The sequence below is a fragment of the Pseudomonas sp. zjy_15 genome (assembly GCF_043101865.1).
In the GTDB taxonomy this organism is placed as follows: Bacteria; Pseudomonadota; Gammaproteobacteria; order Pseudomonadales; family Pseudomonadaceae; genus Aquipseudomonas; species Aquipseudomonas putida_Y.
Genome location: NZ_JBICII010000098.1, coordinates 41830 through 64751, shown reverse-complemented (window position 1 = coordinate 64751; position 22922 = coordinate 41830). Strand labels below are relative to the sequence as shown.

Genomic DNA, 22922 nt, shown 5'->3' with positions numbered 1-22922 from the left:
CTAATCAATGGACGGGCGTCGACTGCAAGACCTAGTGGCCTTCCTTGCCGTGGCCGAGGAGGCCAGCTTCACTCGCGCCGCGGCGCGTCTGGGCATCTCGCAATCGGCGCTGAGCCAGGTCATCCGAGGGCTGGAGGAACGACTTGGCCTGCGGCTGTTCGCGCGCACCACGCGTAGCGTTTCGCCCACCCCGGCCGGCGAACGGCTTCTGGCGCTGATCGGCCCGTCGATGGGGCAGATCGAGTCCGGGCTGGAGGAGATCACTGCACTGCGAGACAAGCCCGCCGGGACGATCCGCCTGACCGCGGACGAGTACGCGGTGCACAGCGTGCTGCAACCGGCGATTGCGCGCTTCCTGCCGGAGTACCCGGACATTCGCATCGAACTGACCATCGACTATGGCCTTACCGACATCGTCAGCGGACGCTTTGATGCCGGCGTTCGCCGCGGCGGCCTGGTGGCGAAGGACATGATCGCGGTGCGGATCAGTGGGCCGCATCCGATGGCTGTGGTCGGTGCACCGGCCTATTTTGCCCGGAGGCCGCCGCCCAGGCATCCGCACGACCTCACCGAGCATTCATGTATCAACCTGCGCTTGCCCACACACGGCGAACACTTCGCCTGGTTGTTCACCAAGGCGGGAAAAGAGCAGCGCGTGAAAGTGGAAGGTTCATTGGTCACGAACAGCATCGCCTCCGTACGTGATGCTGCGCTGGCTGGACTCGGCCTGGCCTACCTACCGCAGGCGTACTTCCGCGAATCGCTGGCGTCTGGAGATCTGGTCGAAGTTCTAGGGAGCTGGCGCAAGACCTTCGAGCCTTACCATCTCTATTACCCAAGCCGCCGCCACGCTTCGCCTGCGTTCTCATTACTGGTCGATGCGTTGCGCCACACGGAATAGCGGCCATTTGCGGTGTCTGCTCAGTTGTTAGCGAGCGTCCGTTGTCACGGGGCAAGCCCAATCTTACCTATGCGATCTTGATGATCACGGCCGTTCTCTTTTACTCCAGCATGGGTGCCGACCCGCTGTACACAGGTCTTGGGTACCTCGTCGCAGTGCCCACCGTGACGCTTATACCTGGCTTGATCCTGCGAGCGCCTCCTCTGTTTCTCACAGGAACGACAGTCACAGCCATCGCCACGCTGTTGATCTTTATGAAAATCATGTCCAGCCTGGACCACACCGAAGGAATGTTGGCGCTTGGACACATGTTTTCCGTGCCCGGCATGTTGACTGGTGCAGGCGTGTCAGCCTGGCTGTTGAGGTATCGCGTGAAAACACGCTTGCCATGGATCGTCGCAGGCATTGGTGTTCTAGGTGCCGCCTTGGGATTCATGGTCGCCCAGATGGTTGTATGCAATACCCTGATGTACTGCGGTGCGCTGTCGCTTGGGGTTTAATGCTTGAGCAACCCTAATGATGTCCAATATAAATACTGGTGACAGGCACCTATCGATCCACTCTGGACGTTCATCCAACCAATTCAAGCCACGGCCAGCGCGCCTGGTAGCTGGCAGCTTTCGCCCGGAATAAGTCTGGACGTGGATTCAACTCGTTCATCTTGAGCCAGTTGTTCAAGAGGTCGTTCAGGCCATGGGTGCTGTAGAGCTTACCCGTACAAGCGTCAATGCCTAGGCAGGTCGAGCGAATCAGATAGCGGTCGATACCATCTGTTACTTTTTTCAGCGGTGAATAGGTGCCGCCGAATTTCCGTTCGTACCACAAATGCACGCGGGCCTGATTGCGTATCTCGACATTAACGCCCAAGTGCGAGAACGCCTGATGAGCCTGGGCTATAACCCGGTTTTCCGCTTCCCAAGACAAGTCATCGTCGAAGTAGGCGATGTCATAGTCCTTGATACCCCACTCGGGAGGTTGTCCCGAGCGGTGATTCCAGAACGTCTGGAACAAAGCACCTGCGACCAGCATGGAATGAGGGATACCGAGCGTTGGCAGGATCTCCAAAAGCTCTCGGGTTATTGGGTTCTGACGGATGATCTCAAGTAGCGGCTCATCGGTGAGTGAATGCATGGGTGCCGTCCTTGGTGCATTTACAGAGGGCTGAGCCTACCTGAACGGCATCGAAACCGGTGAATCGCCCGTAGTTTCGTAGACGCCTCGATCGGCGCAATGGGGCGATAGCGGCTTTCTCAGCAAGCTCTGCTCACAAGGCTGCTGGGAAATTAAGCTAAGCTACCGTACCCCTAATGATGTTCAATATAGACACTGTTGACAGGCACCTATCGACCCATAGCGAACGTTTGAATGCTCGGTGATTGCTTCGGTGCTTTTCAATGAGCATCATCGGGGTTCGACAAGGAGACGTCTCTATGCCCAAACCAGTGCTGCATCTCATCTCAGGAAAAATTGCATCCGGTAAGTCAACGCTAGCCAAAAGCTTGGCAGTTGAAGGATCGACGGTTCTGCTGAGTGAGGATCATTGGCTCTCACGGCTATACCCTGAACAGATCAAGTCAGTAAACGACTATGTGCGTCTTGCGCACCAGGTTCGGCAGGTGCTGGGCCCGCTCGTCATCGATATCCTTCGGGCTGGAGTGACTGTCGTTTTGGATTTTCCTGCAAATACTCCTCAAGATCGACTATGGCTGCGCAACCTGGCTGACGCAGCCGAGGTTTCACATTGCGTCCACTACATCGAGGTGGACGATGACACCTGTCGAGACAGGTTGCATCTTCGCAACCACCGTGGTGAGCATGAGTTCGCGGCGACTGACGCGGAGTTCGATCTGATCACTAGCTACTTTCGAGCGCCACATAAGGATGAAGGGCTTCAGATTAAAATTCACCGACATTGACGATCTCTAGTGCGGATTTGGGCCGCTACCGACCCAGAGCGCACCATCACCTTCGTCTATTAGCGACCTCAAGCAACGCCGCAACAATGAACGGCCCCTTTTTCTCCAGATACTCAGCCATACCGCCGATATTGGTGGCTTCCAGTTCAATCTTGAGGTCTTGATATCGCTTCCGAAGGGAGGCGTCGTTCCTGAGCAGATCTCTGAACGTCAGCATCTGGATGACTGAGTGGTGACCACGGCTGCAAATGTGAATCTTGTGGGTCCGCAGCCCGCCAACATTGCGGCGGTAAAAGTGGTGCCCTTCCGACAGGTCACTGCCGCGCACATAACCCAGCGTCAGCAACACCTCGTCTCGCGCTACCTCATTGCGATGCTCTGAAACCTCGACCAGCACATCGATCTCAGGCTTGGCTGCAAGTTGCGGTACAGCCGTGCTGCCTACATGGTGAATGGCGAGAAGCTCATCGCCGAATACCGAGGCGAGCAGCACTTTGACCGCCTCATACCGTTGCGGCCATGCGGAATCGTAAGCCGTGATCTTGCTGGTCAGTGCCATGGGGGCCTCCTTGGGCAAGTGAAAATGTCCTGATGCGCCTACACGGCAGGCGCCTGCCGCCACTCAAGCGCGATCTGGCATCTAATGACCTTGCACAACCTGATCAGGCTGCGTGCCCATATTCGCGAGAAAAACATCGGTATCCCGATTGGTTCGTAGGCAGACCACGCGACAGCCCGACGGGGCCGTCGCCACGAATCGCTTTATCGCCTCCCGAGACGAGGTTTTCGTCCGCCACATGAACCTGAAAAACTCCGGCAGGTTGGCCAGCAACTCCGGACAGTTGTCCGGCAAGTCAGGCCGGGATCGACCGCGGTTCAACACCGTTCTGAGGAGCACGCGCCAGAATCGAAGCGGAGCCGAGCGATCAATCCATATCAACATGTCAGCGCGGGCCAGCCGGTTGTTCCATGTGGTCGAATGCCCGCCTTCGAAGATCCAGCGCTCACGGGCCTCGACCTCATGACAAAGACGCGTCTTCTCGTCCCGGCTCCGCTCGACCCACCCTGGCTGCCAATGAATCGTGTCGATATGCACGACCGGCAAGCCTGTACGTTCACCGAGCTTGCGCGCCAGGGTACTTTTCCCAGCCCCTGGCTGACCAATGATCATCACCCGCTGCATTCAAGCTCCCTCTCGCCATGCCTGCTGAATTTTGGGCGCGCGATTCTACGGCAATGGGCGACGCGGTCAACTGCAAGCGCACTCATGCTCTGGGCGTCCTTCGCAAGTCGGCAGCTAATCACTGCTCAAGTGGTGTAACTCATCATGGCGCTGGCCACTGAGTTCGCCGTTTGGGTGATCACGGCCGACAGCTTGGCTTTAGGATTATCCCTGACCGCCTCGAAAGCCTCCAATTGCATGTAGCGTCTTTGCATGCGTCACGCGTCGTTCTGCACGCGGATCGCCGCAGAGAGACTGCCTGGGGCCTGGTAGTCGGCCCTGTCAGCCGCAATTGAGCATGAAGGCCGTTGGTGTCACCAAAAGTCGGTATGGCGTTGGCAAGGGATACGGAAAACGATGGTTCAGAGGACTGATGGGGGGTCATCCCACTGCTCGTAGATACGTTCAAAATCTGGTTGCATGAGTTCGACCCATACCCCCACGCTATAGGGCTCATCACGCTGCAATACGGGAAGAGGTAGCGTTGCCCGGACAAAGAGTCGTTCGGCGGAAAACAAGCTCAATGTCATCGCTGGCGTGTTCCTTTCCCCACCCATTGCAGATCATCTTAAAAGCTCCTGTTGCTTCTACCGGTTTACTGCCTTGTACAACGTTAGGTACAATGGCTGCGGTTGCCAGCGACGGCTGGATCCATCTGGACACCTGTGGCCCGTGGCTACTGGAATGACGATTCTGATCCAGATGAGAGAACACTGTGAGTCACTACGGAGCCGCTGTGCGGGCCGACTGGCTTCACTTTCTTAGAACTTTGGGCGTCGCCTGTGGCGGTCCAAAGAGCAACCCTTACCCGGGCAGAGCCCGGAGGATGGACAAATGCACGTACTGACGTTTAGCCAGGCTCGCGCCGAACTGAAGCAGACAATGGATGATGTTTGCCGGGACCATGAGCCCGCCGTAATCACGCGACAGCGTGGCGAACCCGTAGTGATGATGTCCCTGGAGGACTACAACGGGATGAACGAGACCATTCACCTGTTGGGATCGTCAAAAAACGCTTCGCGCTTGCGCTCATCCATCGCTCAGCTCCGGGACGGCCAGGCCTTGACGAAGGAACTGGACCTCAATGAGCAAGAACCAGAAGCAGCGGAACAAGGATGAAGCCCGCGACAAGGTAAGCGTGAAGTTCACCAAAGAGGGCTGGGAGGATTACTGTCACTGGCAGAATGCTGACCTCACCATACTTGGCAACGTCAACCGCCTGATTGACGTGTGTCTGCGCACCCCCTTCACGGGTATTGGCAAGCCTGAGCCGCTGAAAGGCGATTTATCTGGCTTGTGGTCCCGCCGCATCACCCGTGAGCACCGTCTGGTCTACTTCTTCGAGGCCGGTATGCTCACCGTTCTGCAATGCCGCTACCACTACGACGACTAAAGCACCGTACTGTGCTGTGCGCGAGCTGCCTCCACCCCTGTTAAAGGGGCGGTCGGTAAACGAAATCACACGCGCGGTCGTTTGGCGCTGGGTGTCCAGTTCTACGGGATCGGCGATCCGCACGTTCACGCAGAGGCGCACTACCGCGCTGCACGGGAATCGCCGTTCGTCTTGCCGCCCGGTAAGAATGGGGAGCACGTCAAGCAGACGTCGGACCTGCACCACCAGTGGCGGCCAATCCTGAAAGGTTTGGGCATCAGGTACCGCCCCCGTATAACTGCCGCCACACCTATGCGACAATATGCTCAATGTCTGGTCTCAACCCCGCATTTATCGCCCAACAGCTCGGGCATAGCGTGCAGATGCTCTTATCGACTTATGCGCGCTGGATTAACTCGTCCAACGACTGGCAGGAGCTGGAAAAGCTTCAAATTGGTCCGAAATTGGTCCGTAGCTGCGAAGAAGCCACGTAAGTTATTGATAGGTAAGCTCCTTGATCTCCACCGCTAACATCACCATGCAGTTCGGCTCCAAGCCGCTGTTCGAAAACGTTTCCGTCAAATTCAACAATGGCAACCGCTACGGCCTGATCGGCGCCAATGGTTGCGGCAAGTCGACCTTCATGAAAATCCTCGGCGGCGATCTGGAGCCGTCCGCGGGCCAGGTCATGCTCGAGCCGAATACCCGCCTGGGCAAGCTGCGCCAGGACCAGTTCGCCTACGAGGAATTCACCGTGATCGACACGGTGATCATGGGCCACGGGCAGCTGTGGAAAGTCAAAGCCGAGCGTGACCGTATCTACTCGCTGCCGGAAATGACCGAAGAAGACGGCATGGCCGTCGCCGAGCTGGAAACCGAATTCGCCGAAATGGACGGCTACACCGCCGAGTCCCGTGCCGGTGAACTGCTGCTGGGCCTGGGTATTCCGCTGGACCAGCACTTCGGCCCGATGAGCGAAGTGGCACCGGGCTGGAAGCTGCGTGTCCTGCTGGCCCAGGCGCTGTTCTCGGACCCGGACGTGCTGCTGCTCGACGAACCGACCAACCACCTGGACATCAACACCATCCGCTGGCTGGAAACGATCCTCACGGCGCGTAACAGCACCATGATCATCATTTCCCACGACCGGCACTTCCTCAACAGCGTCTGCACCCACATGGCTGACCTGGATTACGGTGAGCTGCGCCTGTTCCCGGGCAACTATGACGAGTACATGACCGCAGCCACCCAGTCGCGTGAGCAACTGCTGTCGGACAACGCCAAGAAGAAAGCCCAGATCGCCGAGCTGCAGACCTTTGTCAGCCGCTTCTCGGCCAACGCCTCCAAAGCCAAGCAGGCCACTTCACGTGCCAAGCAGATCGACAAGATCCAGCTGGCCGAGGTCAAGCCGTCCAGCCGCGTCAGCCCGTTCATTCGCTTCGAACAGACGAAAAAACTGCACCGCCAGGCCGTGGTCGTCGAGAAAATGGCCAAAGCCTTCGACGACAAGGTGCTGTTCAAGAACTTCGACATCACCGTCGAAGCGGGCGAGCGCGTTGCGATCATCGGCCCCAACGGTATCGGCAAGACCACCCTGCTGCGCACCCTGGTCGGCGAGATGACCCCGGATGCCGGCTCGGTAAAGTGGACCGACAGCGCCGAAGTGGGCTACTACGCCCAGGACCACGCCCACGACTTCGAAGACGACATGAGCCTGTTCGACTGGATGGGCCAGTGGACCTCTGGCGAGCAAGTGATCCGCGGCACCCTGGGGCGCATGCTGTTCTCCAACGACGAGATCCTCAAGTCGGTGAAGGTGATTTCCGGTGGTGAGCAAGGTCGCATGCTGTTCGGCAAGCTGATCCTGCAGAAGCCGAACGTGCTGGTGATGGACGAGCCGACCAACCACCTGGACATGGAATCGATCGAAGCGCTGAACCTGGCGCTGGAAAACTACCCGGGTACCCTGCTGTTCGTCAGCCACGACCGCGAGTTCGTGTCGTCGCTGGCCACGCGCATCATCGAGCTGTCGGCCGATGGTGTGGTGGACTTCAGCGGTACCTACGATGACTACCTGCGTAGCCAGGGTGTGCTGGTCTGATTGAAGGCCAAGGTTTGGCCACCTTGTGTGGCCAGGCTTCTTCGCGGGCTCGCCCGCGAAGCCCCCTCCCACCGACTGCCACGACCCGACGAATAATTCGTTAGCCTGCTTTCTTTTCCTTCGCGCAGCGGCCATGATGGGTTCACGCCCAACCGCCCGCCCGCGAAAGAGCCCATGACCGCGCAACAACCTGCCCCCGCCAGCAACACGCTGCACATCACCCTGCAGATCCTGTCGATCGTTTTCTATACCTTCATTGCCTTCCTCTGCATCGGCCTGCCGATTGCGGTACTGCCCGGCTATGTGCACGACCAACTCGGCTTTGGCGCAGTAATCGCCGGTGTAACGATTGGCCTGCAGTACCTGGCCACGCTGCTGAGCCGCCCGTTTGCAGGGAGGGTGGCGGACACCTTGGGAGGGAAACAGGCCATCCGCTTTGGCCTGCTTGGGATTGCCGGTTGTGGGGTGTTGACGTTGCTGTCAGCCTGGACCCTCACCTTACCGCTGCTGAGCCTGGCACTGCTGCTCGGTGGACGTTTGCTGCTGGGCGTCGCCCAAGGGCTGATCGGCGTGGCCACCTTGAGCTGGGGCATCAGCCAGGTCGGCCCCGAGCACACTGCCAGGGTGATCTCGTGGAACGGTATCGCCTCCTATGGCGCGATCGCCATCGGAGCGCCAATGGGCGTCCTGGCCGTGGACGGGCTGGACTTCAGTGTGCTGGGGCCGGCTTTGCTGGTGCTGGCGACCCTTGCCCTGCTGGTGCTTCGCAAGCGCCCCGACGTGGTCGTGGTACGCGGCGAGCGCCTGCCCTTCTGGTCGGCGTTCGGCCGGGTTGCCCCGTGCGGCCTGGGTTTGACCCTGGCCTCGATCGGTTACGGCACCCTGACCACCTTCGTCACCTTGTATTATCTCGAGCGCGGCTGGGCCGGCGCGGCCTGGTGCCTGAGTGCATTTGGCGTGTGCTTCATCATCTCGCGGCTGCTGTTCGTCAACGCGGTCAACCGCTTTGGCGGCTACAACGTGGCGGTCGCCTGCATGGCCACCGAAGTGCTCGGCCTGAGCCTTCTGTGGCTGGCGCCCTCGCCGCCCTGGGCGCTGGTTGGCGCCGGGCTGACCGGTTTCGGGCTGTCGCTGGTGTACCCGGCATTGGGCGTGGAGGCGATCAGGCAAGTCCCCAGCAGCAGCCGCGGCGCAGGGCTGGGCGCCTATGCAGTGTTCTTCGACATGGCCTTGGCCATTGCCGGCCCGGTGATGGGGGCCGTCGCTGTACACCTGGGGTATGCCTCGATCTTCTGCGTGGCTGCCCTGCTCGCCTTGGTCGGGGTCGGCCTAACGTTGCTGCTGGCGCGGCGCGCTCGTCACAGCTGAACATTGAGCCGGTTCTGCACCCTGTGCATTTGCGCATTGTGTCGAACCCGTGGCATAGATGCAGGTCCACGTGTTTACGTGACCGTTTTCGCGCCATTGAAGGAGATTCATGCATGAGCAAGCCTGCCTACGTGCCACCCAAAGTCTGGCGCAACGACGCAGCCTCCGGCGGCCAGTTCGCCAGCATCAACCGCCCGGTAGCCGGCCCGACTCACGACAAGGACCTGCCGCTGGGCGAGCACCCGCTGCAGCTGTATTCCCTGGCCACGCCCAATGGCGTCAAGGTCACCATTGCCCTTGAAGAGCTGCTTGCCCTGGGCCACGCCGGTGCCGAATACGATGCCTGGCTGATCCGCATCGGCGAGGGTGATCAGTTTTCCAGTGGCTTCGTCCAGGTCAACCCCAACTCGAAGATTCCTGCCCTGCTCGACCGTAGCGTGGAGCCGCCGGTGCGGGTGTTCGAATCAGGTTCGATCCTGCTGTACCTGGCAGAAAAGTTCGGTGCTTTGCTGCCAGAATCGCCGGCTGCGCGCACCGAAAGCCTGAACTGGTTGTTCTGGCAGATGGGTGCGGCGCCTTACCTGGGCGGTGGCTTTGGCCACTTCTACGTGTATGCACCGGAAAAGTTCGAGTACGCCATCAACCGCTTCACCATGGAGGCCAAACGTCAGCTGGACGTACTTGATCGTCGCTTGGCCGAAAGCCGTTATCTGGGCGGCGAGGAATACAGTATTGCCGATATTGCCGTGTGGCCGTGGTATGGCCAGCTGGTACGCGGCAACCTGTATGACGCCGCGCAGTTCCTGGCGGTTGACGAGTACCCGAACGTACAGCGCTGGGCCGAGGAAATTGCCCTGCGCCCTGCGGTGCAGCGCGGTACACGGGTGAACCGTACCTGGGGAGATGAAGACAGCCAGGTGCCGGAGCGCCATAGCGCCGCAGACCTGGCAGGTTGACGCAGACCATGTGGGAGCGGCCCTTTGGCAACAAAAGGCCGCCCCAACAAAGGGCCGCGTAATGCCTGTAAATGCCCCCCGACAATGCCCCCCTGCATAAAACCATTTGCCCCCGCGCAAACCTGCGTCCGCCAAGCCCTTCTTGTACACTCCTCGCATTAGCCCCCACTTGCACATTTTTTGGTGAACGCATGATCGAGGTAACCGAGGTTTCCATTGCCGAGCTGCGCGACGCGCTCGAGTCGGGCCGCACGACGGCGGTCGAGCTGGTCAAGGCCTACCTGGCACGTATCGACGCCTACGATGGCGCCGACACCGCCACTGCCCTTAACGCCGTAGTGGTACGCAACCCGGAGGCGCTGAAAGAAGCCGAGGCCTCCGACGCCCGCCGTGCCAAGGGCCAGGTGCTTAGCCCGCTGGACGGCATCCCCTACACCGCCAAGGACAGCTACCTGGTCAAAGGTTTGACTGCCGCCTCCGGCAGCCCTGCCTTCAAGGACCTGGTCGCCCAGCGCGACGCCTTCACCATCGAGCGCCTGCGCGCTGCCGGAGCCGTGTGCCTGGGCAAGACCAACATGCCGCCCATGGCTAACGGTGGCATGCAGCGCGGCGTCTATGGCCGCGCCGAAAGCCCGTACAACGCCAACTACCTGACCGCGCCCTTCGCCTCGGGCTCGTCCAACGGTGCCGGTACCGCTACCGCCGCCAGCTTCAGTGCCTTCGGCCTGGCCGAAGAAACCTGGTCCAGCGGCCGTGGCCCGGCATCCAACAACGGCCTGTGCGCCTACACCCCGTCGCGCGGGGTGATTTCGGTGCGTGGCAACTGGCCGCTGACGCCGACCATGGACGTGGTGGTGCCCTATGCCCGCACCATGGCCGACCTGCTGGAAATCCTCGACGTGGTGGTCGCCGATGACATCGACAAGCGCGGCGACCTGTGGCGCCTGCAACCATGGGTGCCGATCCCGGCTGCTTCGACCATACGTCCGGCTTCATACCTTGAACTGGCAGTAGATGCCAGCGCGCTCAAGGGCAAGCGCTTTGGCGTACCACGCATGTATATAAATGCCGATCCCGAAGCGGGCACCGCCGAGAAGCCAGGCATCGGCGGGCCGACCGGCCAACGCATCAACACTCGCGCCACGGTGATCGACCTGTGGCAACAAGCACGCCAGGCCCTGGAAGCGGCGGGTGCAGAAGTACTGGAAGTGGACTTCCCGCTGGTGTCCAACTGCGAAGGCGACCGCCCAGGCGCGCCGACCGTGTACAACCGCGGCATCGTCAGCAAAGCGTTCCTGCATGACGAACTGTGGGAACTGTCGGGCTGGGCCTTTGACGATTTCCTGCGCGCCAACGACGACCCCAAGCTTAACCGCCTGGCCGATGTCGACGGGCTGAAGATCTTCCCCCACGACCCGGGTACCTTGCCCAACCGTGAAGACGACCTGGCTGCCGGCATGGACGAGTACGTCAACATGGCCAAACGTGGCCTGAAGAGCTGGGACCAGATCGAGACCTTGCCCGACGGCCTGCGCGGCCTGGAGCAGACCCGCAAGCTGGACCTGGAAGACTGGATGGACAAGCTGGGCCTGGACGCGGTGCTGTTCCCCACCGTAGCCGACGTTGGCCCGGCCGATGCCGATATCAACCCGGTATCGGCGGACATCGCCTGGAGCAACGGTATCTGGGTAGCCAACGGCAACCTGGCAATCCGTCACCTGGGCGTGCCGACCGTCACCGTGCCGATGGGCGTGATGGCCGATATCGGTATGCCGGTAGGGCTGACCTTTGCCGGGAAGGCCTATAGCGACAACGCGCTGCTGAGTTTTGCTGCTGCCTTCGAGGCGACCGGCTCGCGCCGGATGATTCCGCCGCGCACACCGGCGCTCGGCTGAGTCTTACAGGGCCCGTTAAAGCAGATCGCGAATTTCAACTACATGTGTAAAAATACACAAATAGTTTATTTTTGCGATCTGCCATGCCTATCACCTCCAGCGAAGAACGCCGACTCACCCTCACCGTGCTCAAGGCCGCCATCCAGGCCCTGGGCAGCGTTGCCGCGCGCAACATGGAAATTCTTCTGCACGACCTTGACCACCCCGAGCATTCGGTGGTGGCGATCGTCAATGGTCATCTTTCCGGCCGCAGCGTAGGCAGCCCGATCCTCGCCGCACCGGAGCAGGACCAGGGTTTCAAGGCATTGATGCAGGCCTCGGCCGACCAGCACGGCTGTGAGCCGGTGGTGCTGCCCGATTACCCCACTACGCTCAAAGGCCGCACGCTACGAAGTGCCACGGCAATTTTCCGTGACAGCAGCGGCCACCCGTTCGCCAGCCTGTGCGTCAACACCGACGTCACCGGCCTCGATGCTGCCATGAGCTTTCTCCAGCAGTTGCAGCCGCTGGGGGCCATACCGGCGGTCAACGAACCAGCCGACATGGAGCTGCTGATGAGCGAGATCATCCAGGCCGCCCTGCAGCGCAGCGGCCAGGGGCGGATGAACAAACAGGCCAAGGTCGAGGCCGTGCGCGTCATGCAGGAACGCGGCCTGTTCATCGTCAAGGGCGGCGTCGAGAAGGCTGCCAGCGCCCTCGGCGTGACGCGCTACACCATTTACAACTACCTCGAGCAACTACGCGGAGCCAGCCAATGACCTTGCACATTCATACCCCCCTGATCGAATCGCGCCCGCTGTCGTTGGCGGCCGGTCGAAATATCTGGCTCAAGCTCGATGCCCTGCAACCCTGCGGTTCGTTCAAACTGCGCGGTGTCGGCCACGCCTGCGAGGTACACCAGGCGCGCGGCGCCCGGCACTTTGTGTCTTCATCAGGTGGCAATGCCGGTTTGGCAGTCGCCTACGCCGGACGCAAGCTGGGGGTGCCGGTGACCGTGGTGGTACCCGAAACCACCACCGAACGGGCCAAGGAGCTGCTGCACCTGGAAAACGCCAAGGTGGTGGTGCACGGCAGTTCCTGGCAAGAGGCCAACGCCTTGGCACAGACACTGGTAGGCCCGAACGATGCCTTCATCCACCCGTTCGACGACCCACTGCTGTGGGCCGGGCATGCCAGCCTGGTGGATGAAGTGGCCGAGGCCGGCCTGAAGCCGGACGCGGTGGTGCTGTCAGTCGGCGGTGGCGGCTTGCTCAGTGGCGTGGTCGAGGGGCTGAAGCGCAATGGCTGGGGCGATGTGCCGGTGCTGGCGGTAGAAACCGAGGGCGCGGCGTCGCTGCATGCGGCCATGCAGGCCGGCCATTCGGTGGAGCTGGAGCGTATCGCCTCGGTGGCGACGTCGCTGGGGGCCAAGCGTGTGGCTGATCAGGCGCTGATGTGCGTGCAGCAGCATCCGGTGCACAGCCACCTGGTCAGCGATCGCGCAGCGCTGGAGGCCTGTGAGCGGTTCTTGCTGGACCACCGTGTGCTGGTCGAGCCCGCGTGCGGGGCGGCGTTGGCAGTGGCCTATGATGCCAAGGCACTGGGCGCCTTGCGCAATGTACTGGTGGTGGTCTGTGGCGGGGCTACCGCAACACTGGAGCAGATCAAGGCGTGGCTGCAGCAGGTAGATTGAAGCTGCCATCTGTCGGGGGTGATTACGATAGTCACATACACCTGATCTACTAGCCTCGCCGCAACCGAAAAGCCCTCGCAATCGCGTCAACCCTGACGAAATGCGTATCCCGCCCTTTCGGTCTGCGGCAAGTGAAGGCACAATGCGTGTCCTTTTTTTGGCCGGCCTGGCCGGGGGCCTTTAAATGATCAAGACGCCGTATTACCTCATCGATAAAACCAAGCTGCTCAGCAACATGGAGAAGATCGCCTACGTGCGCGAACACTCCGGTGCCAAGGCGCTGCTCGCCCTCAAGTGCTTCGCCACCTGGTCGGTGTTCGACCTGATGCAGCAGTACATGGACGGTACTACCTCGTCCTCCCTGTTCGAGCTCAAGCTCGGCCGCCAGAAGTTCGCCGGCGAAACCCATGCCTATAGCGTGGCCTGGGCCGACGACGAGGTCGAGGAGATGCTTGAGAACTGCGACAAGATCATCTTCAACTCGATCGGCCAGCTGCAGCGCTTTGCCGAACAGTCCGAAGGCAAAGTGCGTGGTCTGCGCGTCAACCCGCAGGTCAGCAGCTCCGACTACCTGCTGGCCGACCCGGCCCGCCCGTTCAGCCGCCTGGGCGAATGGGACCCGGCCAAGATCGAGCAGGTGATCGAACAGATCTCCGGCTTCATGTTCCACAACAACTGCGAGAACGGTGACTTCGGCCTGTTCGACAAGATGCTCACGCACATCGAAGAGCGTTTCGGCCACCTGCTGCACAAGGTCGAGTGGGTCAGCCTGGGTGGCGGCATTCACTTCACCGGTGAAGACTATGCAGTAGATGCCTTCTGCGCGCGCCTGAAGGCGTTCTCGGAAAAATACGGCGTGCAGGTTTATCTGGAGCCTGGCGAAGCCGCCATCACCAACAGCGCCTCGCTGGAAGTGACCGTGCTCGACACACTGTACAATGGCAAGCACCTGGCCGTGGTCGACAGCTCGATCGAAGCGCACCTGCTCGACCTGCTGATCTACCGCCTCAACGCCAAGATGGCCCCCAATGACGGCGAGCATACCTACATGGTCTGCGGCAAGTCATGCCTGGCCGGTGACATCTTCGGCGAGTATCAATTCGACCGTCCGCTGGCCATTGGCGATCGCCTGTCGTTCATCGACACGGCAGGTTACACCATGGTCAAGAAAAACTGGTTCAACGGGCTGAAGATGCCTTCCATCGTGGTCAAGCAGCTCGACGGCAGCGTCGAAGTCGTCCGCGAGTTCGGTTTCGAAGACTACGTTTCCAGCCTGTCGTAAGACCGGCTTTCAAGTAAGGAGCAAAAGGTAAATTGAAGAAGAACGTTCTTATCATTGGTGCAGGAGGTGTCGCCAAGGTGGTGGCCCACAAGTGCGCGCAGCATAACGACGAACTGGGTCGTATCGCTATCGCGTCACGGAACATCTCCAAATGCCAGGCCATCATCGACAGCGTCAAGGCCAAGGGTAGCCTCAAGGTGCCCGCCGACATCCAGGCCTTCTCGCTCAATGCCCTCGATGTCGAGGCAACCAAGGCGCTGATCCGCGAAACCGAATCGCAGATCGTGATCAACGTAGGTTCCGCCTTCCTCAACATGTCGGTGCTGCGTGCCTGCATCGATACGGGTGTCGCCTATCTGGACACCGCCATCCACGAAGAGCCGGGCAAGATCTGCGAGACCCCGCCGTGGTACGGCAACTACGAGTGGAAACACCTCGAAGAGTGCCAGGCAAAGAACATTACCGCCATTCTCGGCGTCGGTTTCGACCCGGGTGTGGTGAACAGCTACGCCAAGCTGGCGCAGCAGCAATATTTCGACAGCATTGAATCGATCGATATTCTCGACGTCAATGCCGGTTCGCATGGCAAGTACTTTGCCACCAACTTCGACCCGGAAATCAACTTCCGCGAGTTCACCGGGCAGGTGTGGAGCTGGCAGAACAGCCAGTGGACCAGCAACACCATGTTCGAGGTCAAGCGTACCGACGACCTGCCAGTGGTAGGTTCGCAAAACCTGTACCTGACCGGCCACGATGAAGTTCACTCGATTTCGAAGAACCTCAACGTGCCGAACGTGCGCTTCTGGATGAGCTTCGGTGAGCACTACATCAACGTGTTCACTGTTCTGAAAAACCTGGGCCTGCTCAGTGAGCAACCGGTGAAAACCGCCGAAGGCCTGGAAGTGGTACCGCTGAAAGTGGTCAAGGCCGTACTGCCAGACCCGGCCTCGCTGGCCCCTGGCTACACCGGCAAGACCTGCATCGGTGACCTGGTCAAAGGCACCAAGGATGGCCAGCCGCGCGAAGTGTTCATCTACAACGTGGCTGACCACGAAGAAGCCTACGCCGAGACCGACAGCCAGGGCATTTCCTACACCGCCGGCGTACCGCCAGTGGCTGCCGCCCTGCTGGTCGCCCGTGGCGAGTGGGATGCCAAGCGCATGGTCAACGTCGAGGAGCTGCCAGCCGAGCCGTTCCTCAAGGCGCTGGACGTGATGGGCCTGCCGACCCGCGTCAAAGATGAAAAAGGCGATCGTCCTTGGGACGCTGAAGCCTAAGCAACAAACAGAAGGGGTGCCATGCAGCACCCCTTCTGCTTTCCAGGTCCAGGATCGCCACAGGCCTGAAAACAAGCACGTAACCTGTGGGAGCGGGCAAGCCCGCGAAGAGGCCGGCGCAAGATCACCCTCTACTTGCGGGCCTCCAGAATCAGGTTGAACGGCGTCTGCGTCGCCCGCCGGAACCTGCTGAACCCTGCCTCCTCGAACACCGCCCGCAATCGCGCCTCCCCGGCCTGCGCCCCCAACCCCAGCCCCACTTCCTGCGACAACGAATTGGGCGTGCAGATAAACGTCGACGCCGCATAGAACAAGCGCCCGACCGGTGTCAGGTTACCCTCCAGCGTGTCCTCGGCATACGGTTCCACCAGCATGACCGTGCCATCCGCCTTCAAAGCACGGTAGGCATGCCGGGCTGCCCCGACCGGGTCACCCATGTCGTGAAGGCAATCGAAGAAGCACACCAGATCATGGTCATGCCCCGGGTACTCCTTGGCGCTGGCCTGCTGGAAGCTCACCCTCGCCTCCAAATCCGCTTCACGTGCACGCTCGTTGGCGGTTGCGATCGAAGGCTCATGATAGTCGTACCCCACGAAGGTCGACGCCGGAAACGCCTGCGCCATTACCAGTGTCGAGGCGCCATGACCGCAGCCCACGTCCGCCACCTTGGCGCCCGCCTGCAGCTTGGCCACCACACCCTCCAGCGCCGGCAGCCAATCCGCGACCAGAAAGGTGCGATACCCCGGCCGGAAAAACCGCTCGGTACCACTGAACATGCACGGGTGGTGATCGCCCCAGGCCAACCCGCCATCGCCGCGCATGGCGGCTACCAGCTTGTCCTTGTCATGGAACAGTGCCGCCACCACTGCCGCGCCGCCGGCCATGTAGGCCGGGGAGTCCTCCAGCGCCAGGGCCATGGCCTGCTCTTCAGGCAACACGAAACGGCCCTTGTCATGGATCATGTAGCCCGATGCCGCCTGGGCATTCAACCATTCGCGCACCAGCCGCGGGTGGCAGCCAGTCTTTTCCGCCAGTTGCTCCGGGGTGACCGCCTGGCTGTCGGCCATGGCCCGGTACAGCCCCAGTTCATCGCCGAGAATGACATTGGCCAGCGTCGCCGCTGCGCCCATGTCGCCCACCAGCTTACCCATGAAATCGTGAAGCCTTGCCTCGTCCATGACGTGCCCTCCTCTGCAAGAAGGCCATCGCCCACGAGGGATGTCTGCTCCGGGGAGGCGGTGGTCGGTTCAAGGGTTTCCGCTCGCGGTACAACACGCTAGCGCGAGCTGTCAGTAAGTTTAGATGCTCTGCCTGGGCGACGTGGAATAACGGCCATATGGCGCAAGAGCACATCCTTCAGGTCACAATTCCTAAACATCGATGTGACATTTTTTTTCAGCTTTCCTATCAAGGAGCTGTCAAATGAAGGTCACGGTTTTCGGAACCGGCTATGTCGGCCTGACCCAGGCGGTGTGCCTGGCCCAGGTGGGGCATTCGGTACTGTGCATGGATGTCGATGCCGATCGGGTTGCCAGCCTGAATGAAGGCCATTGCCCGATCTTCGAGCCCGGCCTTGCGCCGCTCCTGGAGAAGAACCTCGCCTGCGGTCGACTGCGCTTCACCACCGATGCCGCAGCGGCTTCCAACTATGCCCGGTTGCAGTTCATTGCCGTCGGTACTCCGCCGCAAACCGACGGCAGCGCCGACCTGAAGCACGTTTTCGCCGTGGTCGACAGCATCCTCGAACATGCTGACGGACCCAAAGTAATCGTCAACAAGTCCACCGTGCCGGTGGGTACGGTACACCGCATCAAGGCACGCATCGCCCAGGCCGTAGCCGATACCAGCCGCTTCCAGGTGATCAGCAACCCAGAGTTTCTCAAGGAAGGCTCTGCGGTGGATGACTGCTTGCGCCCCCAGCGCATCATCATCGGCGGCGCAGAAGCGGCCGAAGTGGAATTGCTACGCGAGCTTTACCTGCCGTTCAACCGCAACCGCGAAAAGTTTATGGTCATGGACGCGCGCAGTGCCGAGCTGACCAAGTACGCGGCCAATTGCATGCTGGCCACCAAGATTTCCTTCATCAACGAAATCGCCAACCTGGCCGAGCACCTGGGGGCCGATATCGAAATGGTGCGCCGTGGCATCGGCTCGGACCCGCGTATCGGTTACGACTTCATCTACGCTGGCTGCGGTTTTGGCGGCTCGTGCTTCCCCAAAGACTTGCAAGCCCTACGCCACAGTGCCGAGGCAGAAGGCTGCGAAACGCAGTTGTTGCGCGCAGTAGAGTCGGTCAACGAGCAGCAGAAGGGCCGGCTGTTCAGCAAGATCAAGCGCCACTACCCTGGCGGCCTGCGGGGCAAGGTGTTTGCCCTGTGGGGGTTGTCGTTCAAGCCCAATACCAATGATATCCGCGAAGCCTCCAGCCGGGTCCTGCTGGAAGCGTTGTGGGCCGCGGGTGCGCGGGTCCAGGCCCACGACCCTCAGGCCATGGAAGAAATCCGGCGCCTCTACGGCCCGCGTGCCGACCTGCAACTGGTGCCCTGCAAGGACGATGCATTGCAGGGCGCCGATGCCCTGGTGATCGTCACCGAATGGCAGGACTACCGTGTGCTCAACCTGGACGAAGTGCCGCAACAGCTGGCCGACCGTGTGGTGTTCGATGGCCGAAACCTGTACGAACCCGAGCACATGGCCTCGGCAGGCCTGACCTACTACGGCATCGGACGTGGCAACAATGCGCCACCTTGACTGCAGTGAATACCGGCTGGCCACTCCCCAGGCAGTCAGCCGGCTTCATCGACGCAGGGTCGTGTATGACTGGCGCAAACCACTTGCAATCCATCAAATCTCAAAATACTGTATGAATATTCAGTATAGCGAGACAGCGCCATGCAACTCATCGCCAAACTCGGCATCCTGGCCGACGCCGCCAAGTACGACGCGTCCTGCGCCAGCAGCGGCGCGCCGAAGCGTAACTCGCGCGGCGGTGACGGCCTGGGCGCTACCAACGGCATGGGTATCTGTCATAGCTACACGCCCGACGGCCGCTGCGTATCACTGCTCAAGGTACTGCTGACCAACTTCTGCCTGTATGACTGCCAGTACTGCGTCAACCGCCGCTCCAGCAACGTGCCACGCGCGCGCTTCAGCCCCGAGGAAGTGGTACGCCTGACCCTGGACTTCTACCGGCGCAACTGCATCAGCGGCCTGTTCCTCAGCTCCGGCATCATCCGCTCGGCGGACTACACCATGGAGCAGCTGATCCGTGTGGCCCGGCTGTTGCGCGAAGAACACAGCTTCCGCGGCTACATCCACCTCAAGGCCATCCCCGATGCCGACCCGCTGCTGATCGAAGAGGCCGGGCGCCTGGCCGACCGCCTCAGCGTCAACATCGAACTGCCCACCGACGCCAGCCTCAAGCGCCTGGCGCCGGAAAAGCAAGGGCGCACCATTCGCCAGGCCATGGGCGTGATTCATCAGGGCCAACAGGCTGTGGCCAACGAGCCCAGGGCGCCGCGCTTTACCCCGGCCGGGCAAAGCACCCAGGTCATCGTCGGCGCCGACAGCACCGACGACAGCACCTTGCTGCGCAATGCCGAATCGCTGTACCAAGGCTACGGCCTCAAGCGCGTGTACTATTCCGCCTTCAGCCCGATCCCTGACAGCCCCGGCAGCGTGCCCCTCGCCGCACCGCCGCTGCTGCGCGAACACCGCCTGTATCAAGCCGACTTCCTGCTGCGTGGCTATGGCTACAAGGCTGGCGAGCTGCTGGGCCACAGCGGTAACCTGGCACTGGACATCGACCCCAAACTGGCCTGGGCACTGGCCAACCGCGAAGTGTTCCCACTGGACGTGAACCGCGCCGAACCGGCGCTACTGGCGCGTATCCCCGGCATCGGCCTGCGCAGCGTACAGCGCCTGGTCGCCCTGCGCCGGGAGCGGCGCATCCGATATGACGACCTGATCCAGCTGCGCTGCGTGCTGGACAAGGCACGGCCATTCATCGTGACCAGCGACTACCGCCCGGCCCAGGCCGAATTGCGCAGCGGCTTGCTGCGAGCACGCTTGAGTGAGCCGCCAGCGCCCGTGCAGATGGGGTTATGGGGGTGATCGCGCTCGACTGCGACGACCTGTTCGCCACCTGGCGCGATCAGGCCCGGGGCTTGTTGGAGCATGGCATCGACCCATCGGAAGTCACTTGGTCGCAAGGCCCGATGGCGGACCTGCTGGCCGTGCCGGCAGCGCCGCCTGAAGGGCCTGGCCCTTTCCGGGCCAAAGTCCCGACCGCACTGCTGAGCCAGTTGGAGCAGGCCTCTCGCTACCGTGGCGAACAGCGCTGGAACCTGCTGTATGAAGTGCTGTGGCGCGTCGCCCATGGCGACCGCACGGCAATGCTGGCGGGTGACCGGCTGGGCAGTGAGCTGCAACGGCGCATCAAGCAGGTAACCCGCGAGGCGCATCACTTGCACGCGTTTGTACGCTTCGTGCCGCTGCCTGAGGAACTGGCTGAGCACTTGCAGCTCGATCTGGTGGCCTATCACGAGCCGGCACACGACATTCTGCACAGTGCCAGCGCGCACTTCGCCGACCGCCTGGGGCGTTTGCGCTGGTTGATTGCCACGCCACAGGATGGCATTCGCTTCGACGGCCAGGCGTTCGACTACCAGCGCCAGTGCCCCGAGCCCTGGCGCCAGTGGGCCCGCAATGCCGAAGACCCGGGCGCCGAACTCTGGCGCACCTACTACCGCCATACCTTCAACCCCGCCCGCCTGAACCCGGAAGCCTTGCGCCTGCACATGCCAGGACGGTTCTGGCGGCATTTGCCGGAAGGCATGCTGATACCGCAGCTCGAAGGCCTGGCACGCCAAGGCAAACAGCGGGACGGCCAAGCCCTTGAGGTGGCCTCCCAAACCGGCAAGACAATCAGCAAACCTGCGCGCTCGGTGTAGCCGCGGAGCCCGTTGCGGCCCCGTCGAGACACAAGGCCGCTGCTACGCCGAAGCCATCATGCTCAACTGAAGAGCCTGGCCAGGCAGGCCAGCTTCTTCTTGTACGAACGCCGCGCCTCCAGTGCCTGCTCCAGGCTCACCGGCAGGAACCGCGCCTGCTGGTTGGGCTGCATCTGCCCGATCAGGTCGAGGTCGGCACTGATCACCGTGCCGATCATGGCGTAACCGCCCCCCGACACCGCATCGCGATGCAGGATGATCGGTTCCAACCCTGCCGGCACCTGGATCGATCCGATCGGGTAGCAGCTGTCGACGATATTCGACGGATCCGACCCGGCACCGAACGGCTGCTCGCGCGCCTGGAAACTCAAGGCGCTGCCGCCTTTGTAGCGATAGCCGATACGGTCCGCTTCGGAGCCAACCGTCCAGGCGTCGGTGAAGAAACGTTGCGCTGCCGCTTCGGTCAGGCGGTGGAAGTACAGCCCAGGCACCACCCGCAACACCACCTCGCCCCCCAAGGCCTGACGCAGGGCCATCGGCAAGCTTGCACCGGCGCGGGTCTTGCCGCTGGGCACGCCGACCGGCAACAGGTCACCGGCCATCAACTTGCGGCCCTGAAAGCCACCCAAGGCCCCCAGCGCATAGGTTGAACGGCTACCCAGCACCTCCGGCACATCGATACCGCCAGCCACTGCCAGGTAAGCCCGGGCGCCTGCAGTGGGGAAGCCAAAACGCAGCACTTGCCCGGCGCGCACGGCAAACGCCGTGTCCGGGCGCTGCTCGCGTCCATCCAGCAGCACTGGCATCTGTGCCCCGCACACCGCCACCAGCGTATCCTGCTGGAACTCCAGTTCCGGCCCCACCAGCGCACACTCCAACCCTGCGGCGCCCGCCGGGTTGCCCACCAGGTGGTTGGCGGCGCTCAGGGCATACTGGTCGAGTGCGCCGGATGGCGGAATGCCCAGGTGGTAGTAACCTTCGCGGCCAAGGTCCTGCACGGAAGTCGCCAGGCCCGGTTTGAGTACCTTGATCATGCCAGCACCTCCTGCAGCGATTTCGGGTAGCCGACCGGATCGGCGAGAAAGGCGTCCAGAGAAAACGCCACGGGACGAATGCGCAGGTCAAAACGGCCCTCCTCCACATCCGCCACCGCCTGGTCATAGGCACGGCGGTCGATGGGTTTGAACTGCACGATGTCACCCGGGCGGAAGAACACCATGTGCTCTTTCAGGTAATTCAAGGTCTGCTGCGGGTCGTAGATCGGTGCCGGGGTGACGCCGAACATCTGGTAGCCGCCAGCCCCGCGCACCGAGTAGATGCAGCCGAAGCAGCCGCCATGGCCCAGGGTGTGCTTGGGCGTGTCGGTACGGGGGCGCAGGTACTTGGGCACCTGCAGCTGCCGCTGGCGCTCGACCATCTGGAACATGAACGGCAGGCCGGCGACGAAGCCGACCATCGACACGAACCATGGCGCACCGCTGTGCGCGGCAATGAATGCGTCGACATCGGCCAGGCCGTTGATGCGCGCGGCGTACTCCAGATCAGTACTGGTCGGGTCCTGGTGGCGATCCCTAAAGCGCATCAGGGTTTCATGGGTCCAGGGGTCGTTGTACAGCACCGGAATCTCGATGATACGCGTCTGCAGCGAGCGCTCGGCCACCGCCTGCGCTTCGGCGCCGCGCACGGCCTCAAGCAGTGCCTCGGGGGCGATACGGTCCGGGTCGAAGCGGATCTGGAACGACGCGTTGGCCAGGCACACATCAAGCACGCCATCCAGGGCCAGCCGCTCCACCGCCCGGGTGACGGCCATACCCTTGAAAAAGGCCTCCAGCGACATGCTCTCGCTGACTTCGGCAAACAGGTGCTCGTCGGCGCCGAAGCTGTAACGGATCGGGGTTGTAGCAAGCGGTTCGGCCATGACAGTTCCTTTTCTTGGAATCTTTATAGAAAGGCAGGCGAAAATAAAATGCTCGGGCTCCGGCTTGTCTGTTTGCCGGATGCCTGATTG

Annotated in this window: 24 protein-coding genes and 1 pseudogene; 17 read left to right on the top strand and 8 right to left on the bottom strand. The window is 61.5% G+C overall.

Going from position 1 to position 22922, the window contains the following annotated elements:
* Nucleotides 1–7 precede the first annotated feature (7 nt).
* Nucleotides 8–901, top strand: a complete 894-nt coding sequence (locus ACF8EF_RS17785; RefSeq protein WP_392461070.1) for a LysR family transcriptional regulator — start codon at nucleotides 8–10, stop codon at nucleotides 899–901.
* An 80-nt stretch (nucleotides 902–981) separates the two neighbouring features.
* Nucleotides 982–1401 (top strand): hypothetical protein, encoded by a 420-nt coding sequence (locus ACF8EF_RS17780; RefSeq protein ID WP_392461069.1) that lies wholly within the window; start codon nucleotides 982–984, stop codon nucleotides 1399–1401.
* A 70-nt stretch (nucleotides 1402–1471) separates the two neighbouring features.
* Here the strand turns inward: ACF8EF_RS17780 and ACF8EF_RS17775 are convergent, their stop codons facing one another.
* Nucleotides 1472–2032 carry a nucleotidyltransferase family protein gene (locus ACF8EF_RS17775; protein ID WP_392461068.1) on the bottom strand — a complete coding sequence of 187 codons (561 nt, stop codon included), beginning with the start codon at nucleotides 2030–2032 and terminating at the stop codon, nucleotides 1472–1474.
* 299 nt (nucleotides 2033–2331) lie between these two features.
* On the opposite strand from ACF8EF_RS17775, the gene ACF8EF_RS17770 reads away from it, so the two are divergent.
* On the top strand, nucleotides 2332–2817 hold the full coding sequence (locus ACF8EF_RS17770) for an AAA family ATPase (protein ID WP_392461067.1): 486 nt from the start codon (nucleotides 2332–2334) through the stop codon (nucleotides 2815–2817).
* A 46-nt stretch (nucleotides 2818–2863) separates the two neighbouring features.
* Here the strand turns inward: ACF8EF_RS17770 and ACF8EF_RS17765 are convergent, their stop codons facing one another.
* The 4 genes from ACF8EF_RS17765 to ACF8EF_RS17750 form a co-directional block, all read right to left on the bottom strand.
* On the bottom strand, nucleotides 2864–3376 hold the full coding sequence (locus tag ACF8EF_RS17765) for a GrpB family protein (RefSeq protein ID WP_392461066.1): 513 nt from the start codon (nucleotides 3374–3376) through the stop codon (nucleotides 2864–2866).
* A gap of 81 nt (nucleotides 3377–3457) precedes the next feature.
* On the bottom strand, nucleotides 3458–4000 hold the full coding sequence (locus ACF8EF_RS17760; RefSeq protein ID WP_392461065.1) for an AAA family ATPase: 543 nt from the start codon (nucleotides 3998–4000) through the stop codon (nucleotides 3458–3460).
* A gap of 125 nt (nucleotides 4001–4125) precedes the next feature.
* A complete protein-coding gene (locus tag ACF8EF_RS17755; protein WP_392461064.1) occupies nucleotides 4126–4254 on the bottom strand; it encodes a hypothetical protein in 129 nt (42 codons plus the stop codon).
* 147 nt (nucleotides 4255–4401) lie between these two features.
* Nucleotides 4402–4569 carry a DUF2199 domain-containing protein gene (locus ACF8EF_RS17750; RefSeq protein WP_392461063.1) on the bottom strand — a complete coding sequence of 56 codons (168 nt, stop codon included), beginning with the start codon at nucleotides 4567–4569 and terminating at the stop codon, nucleotides 4402–4404.
* Between the two features lie 304 nt (nucleotides 4570–4873).
* Between ACF8EF_RS17750 and ACF8EF_RS17745 the strand changes: the two genes are divergently transcribed.
* The 11 genes and pseudogenes from ACF8EF_RS17745 to ACF8EF_RS17695 all read left to right on the top strand — a co-directional run bounded on the left by ACF8EF_RS17745 (nucleotide 4874) and on the right by ACF8EF_RS17695 (nucleotide 15962).
* Complete coding sequence (locus ACF8EF_RS17745) at nucleotides 4874–5158, top strand: type II toxin-antitoxin system Phd/YefM family antitoxin (RefSeq protein WP_070096705.1); 285 nt, start codon at nucleotides 4874–4876, stop codon at nucleotides 5156–5158.
* Nucleotides 5124–5432, top strand: coding sequence for a Txe/YoeB family addiction module toxin (locus ACF8EF_RS17740; protein WP_392461062.1), 309 nt, complete (start codon nucleotides 5124–5126; stop codon nucleotides 5430–5432). The genes ACF8EF_RS17745 and ACF8EF_RS17740 overlap by 35 nt, the downstream gene beginning before the upstream one ends.
* Nucleotides 5433–5588: 156 nt before the next feature.
* A pseudogene (locus tag ACF8EF_RS17735) lies at nucleotides 5589–5905 on the top strand (site-specific integrase); the annotation flags it as partial.
* Nucleotides 5906–5925: 20 nt separating this feature from the next.
* Entirely contained in the window at nucleotides 5926–7512 is a 1587-nt protein-coding gene (locus ACF8EF_RS17730) for an ABC-F family ATPase (RefSeq protein ID WP_003248141.1), read from the top strand.
* Nucleotides 7513–7686: 174 nt separating this feature from the next.
* The gene (locus ACF8EF_RS17725) at nucleotides 7687–8880 is read left to right on the top strand and encodes an MFS transporter (protein ID WP_176684599.1); all 1194 of its coding nucleotides are present in this window, start codon (nucleotides 7687–7689) and stop codon (nucleotides 8878–8880) included.
* A gap of 113 nt (nucleotides 8881–8993) precedes the next feature.
* Nucleotides 8994–9836 (top strand): glutathione-dependent disulfide-bond oxidoreductase, encoded by an 843-nt coding sequence (gene yghU / locus ACF8EF_RS17720; protein WP_176684600.1) that lies wholly within the window; start codon nucleotides 8994–8996, stop codon nucleotides 9834–9836.
* A gap of 191 nt (nucleotides 9837–10027) precedes the next feature.
* Nucleotides 10028–11731 carry an amidase gene (locus ACF8EF_RS17715; protein WP_392461061.1) on the top strand — a complete coding sequence of 568 codons (1704 nt, stop codon included), beginning with the start codon at nucleotides 10028–10030 and terminating at the stop codon, nucleotides 11729–11731.
* 83 nt (nucleotides 11732–11814) lie between these two features.
* Entirely contained in the window at nucleotides 11815–12489 is a 675-nt protein-coding gene (locus tag ACF8EF_RS17710) for a transcriptional regulator (protein ID WP_252459746.1), read from the top strand.
* The gene (locus ACF8EF_RS17705; protein ID WP_392461060.1) at nucleotides 12486–13403 is read left to right on the top strand and encodes a pyridoxal-phosphate dependent enzyme; all 918 of its coding nucleotides are present in this window, start codon (nucleotides 12486–12488) and stop codon (nucleotides 13401–13403) included. The genes ACF8EF_RS17710 and ACF8EF_RS17705 overlap by 4 nt, the downstream gene beginning before the upstream one ends.
* 184 nt (nucleotides 13404–13587) lie before the next feature.
* Nucleotides 13588–14685 carry a carboxynorspermidine decarboxylase gene (gene nspC, locus ACF8EF_RS17700; RefSeq protein ID WP_003248125.1) on the top strand — a complete coding sequence of 366 codons (1098 nt, stop codon included), beginning with the start codon at nucleotides 13588–13590 and terminating at the stop codon, nucleotides 14683–14685.
* A 32-nt stretch (nucleotides 14686–14717) separates the two neighbouring features.
* On the top strand, nucleotides 14718–15962 hold the full coding sequence (locus tag ACF8EF_RS17695; RefSeq protein WP_176684603.1) for a saccharopine dehydrogenase family protein: 1245 nt from the start codon (nucleotides 14718–14720) through the stop codon (nucleotides 15960–15962).
* A 131-nt stretch (nucleotides 15963–16093) separates the two neighbouring features.
* Here the strand turns inward: ACF8EF_RS17695 and ACF8EF_RS17690 are convergent, their stop codons facing one another.
* Complete coding sequence (locus tag ACF8EF_RS17690; RefSeq protein ID WP_392461059.1) at nucleotides 16094–17140, bottom strand: class I SAM-dependent methyltransferase; 1047 nt, start codon at nucleotides 17138–17140, stop codon at nucleotides 16094–16096.
* Between the two features lie 244 nt (nucleotides 17141–17384).
* Here ACF8EF_RS17690 and ACF8EF_RS17685 point away from each other — a divergent pair, with 244 nt between their 5' ends.
* From ACF8EF_RS17685 to ACF8EF_RS17675, 3 genes are all read left to right on the top strand, one after another.
* A complete protein-coding gene (locus tag ACF8EF_RS17685; protein ID WP_176684605.1) occupies nucleotides 17385–18713 on the top strand; it encodes a UDP-glucose/GDP-mannose dehydrogenase family protein in 1329 nt (442 codons plus the stop codon).
* Between the two features lie 141 nt (nucleotides 18714–18854).
* A complete protein-coding gene (locus tag ACF8EF_RS17680; protein WP_176684606.1) occupies nucleotides 18855–20075 on the top strand; it encodes a putative DNA modification/repair radical SAM protein in 1221 nt (406 codons plus the stop codon).
* Nucleotides 20066–20914, top strand: coding sequence for a TIGR03915 family putative DNA repair protein (locus ACF8EF_RS17675; protein WP_392461058.1), 849 nt, complete (start codon nucleotides 20066–20068; stop codon nucleotides 20912–20914). The genes ACF8EF_RS17680 and ACF8EF_RS17675 overlap by 10 nt, the downstream gene beginning before the upstream one ends.
* 62 nt (nucleotides 20915–20976) lie before the next feature.
* Here ACF8EF_RS17675 and ACF8EF_RS17670 read toward each other — a convergent pair whose 3' ends face one another.
* Both ACF8EF_RS17670 and ACF8EF_RS17665 read right to left on the bottom strand, forming a co-directional pair.
* A complete protein-coding gene (locus tag ACF8EF_RS17670; RefSeq protein WP_176684608.1) occupies nucleotides 20977–21948 on the bottom strand; it encodes a biotin-dependent carboxyltransferase family protein in 972 nt (323 codons plus the stop codon).
* Complete coding sequence (locus tag ACF8EF_RS17665; RefSeq protein ID WP_176684609.1) at nucleotides 21945–22832, bottom strand: allophanate hydrolase subunit 1; 888 nt, start codon at nucleotides 22830–22832, stop codon at nucleotides 21945–21947. The genes ACF8EF_RS17670 and ACF8EF_RS17665 overlap by 4 nt, the downstream gene beginning before the upstream one ends.
* Nucleotides 22833–22922: the final 90 nt, after the last annotated feature.

Bases quoted from the DNA above. Each gene is read 5' to 3' on its own strand.
- ACF8EF_RS17785 (WP_392461070.1), top strand. From the start codon at position 8: ATGGACGGGCGTCGACTGCAAGACCTAGTGGCCTTCCTTGCCGTGGCC.
- ACF8EF_RS17780 (WP_392461069.1), top strand. From the start codon at position 982: ATGATCACGGCCGTTCTCTTTTACTCCAGCATGGGTGCCGACCCGCTG.
- ACF8EF_RS17775 (WP_392461068.1), bottom strand. From the start codon at position 2,032: ATGCATTCACTCACCGATGAGCCGCTACTTGAGATCATCCGTCAGAAC.
- ACF8EF_RS17770 (WP_392461067.1), top strand. From the start codon at position 2,332: ATGCCCAAACCAGTGCTGCATCTCATCTCAGGAAAAATTGCATCCGGT.
- ACF8EF_RS17765 (WP_392461066.1), bottom strand. From the start codon at position 3,376: ATGGCACTGACCAGCAAGATCACGGCTTACGATTCCGCATGGCCGCAA.
- ACF8EF_RS17760 (WP_392461065.1), bottom strand. From the start codon at position 4,000: ATGCAGCGGGTGATGATCATTGGTCAGCCAGGGGCTGGGAAAAGTACC.
- ACF8EF_RS17755 (WP_392461064.1), bottom strand. From the start codon at position 4,254: ATGCAAAGACGCTACATGCAATTGGAGGCTTTCGAGGCGGTCAGGGAT.
- ACF8EF_RS17750 (WP_392461063.1), bottom strand. From the start codon at position 4,569: ATGACATTGAGCTTGTTTTCCGCCGAACGACTCTTTGTCCGGGCAACG.
- ACF8EF_RS17745 (WP_070096705.1), top strand. From the start codon at position 4,874: ATGCACGTACTGACGTTTAGCCAGGCTCGCGCCGAACTGAAGCAGACA.
- ACF8EF_RS17740 (WP_392461062.1), top strand. From the start codon at position 5,124: ATGAGCAAGAACCAGAAGCAGCGGAACAAGGATGAAGCCCGCGACAAG.
- ACF8EF_RS17725 (WP_176684599.1), top strand. From the start codon at position 7,687: ATGACCGCGCAACAACCTGCCCCCGCCAGCAACACGCTGCACATCACC.
- yghU (WP_176684600.1), top strand. From the start codon at position 8,994: ATGAGCAAGCCTGCCTACGTGCCACCCAAAGTCTGGCGCAACGACGCA.
- ACF8EF_RS17715 (WP_392461061.1), top strand. From the start codon at position 10,028: ATGATCGAGGTAACCGAGGTTTCCATTGCCGAGCTGCGCGACGCGCTC.
- ACF8EF_RS17710 (WP_252459746.1), top strand. From the start codon at position 11,815: ATGCCTATCACCTCCAGCGAAGAACGCCGACTCACCCTCACCGTGCTC.
- ACF8EF_RS17705 (WP_392461060.1), top strand. From the start codon at position 12,486: ATGACCTTGCACATTCATACCCCCCTGATCGAATCGCGCCCGCTGTCG.
- nspC (WP_003248125.1), top strand. From the start codon at position 13,588: ATGATCAAGACGCCGTATTACCTCATCGATAAAACCAAGCTGCTCAGC.
- ACF8EF_RS17690 (WP_392461059.1), bottom strand. From the start codon at position 17,140: ATGGACGAGGCAAGGCTTCACGATTTCATGGGTAAGCTGGTGGGCGAC.
- ACF8EF_RS17685 (WP_176684605.1), top strand. From the start codon at position 17,385: ATGAAGGTCACGGTTTTCGGAACCGGCTATGTCGGCCTGACCCAGGCG.
- ACF8EF_RS17680 (WP_176684606.1), top strand. From the start codon at position 18,855: ATGCAACTCATCGCCAAACTCGGCATCCTGGCCGACGCCGCCAAGTAC.
- ACF8EF_RS17675 (WP_392461058.1), top strand. From the start codon at position 20,066: ATGGGGGTGATCGCGCTCGACTGCGACGACCTGTTCGCCACCTGGCGC.
- ACF8EF_RS17670 (WP_176684608.1), bottom strand. From the start codon at position 21,948: ATGATCAAGGTACTCAAACCGGGCCTGGCGACTTCCGTGCAGGACCTT.
- ACF8EF_RS17665 (WP_176684609.1), bottom strand. From the start codon at position 22,832: ATGGCCGAACCGCTTGCTACAACCCCGATCCGTTACAGCTTCGGCGCC.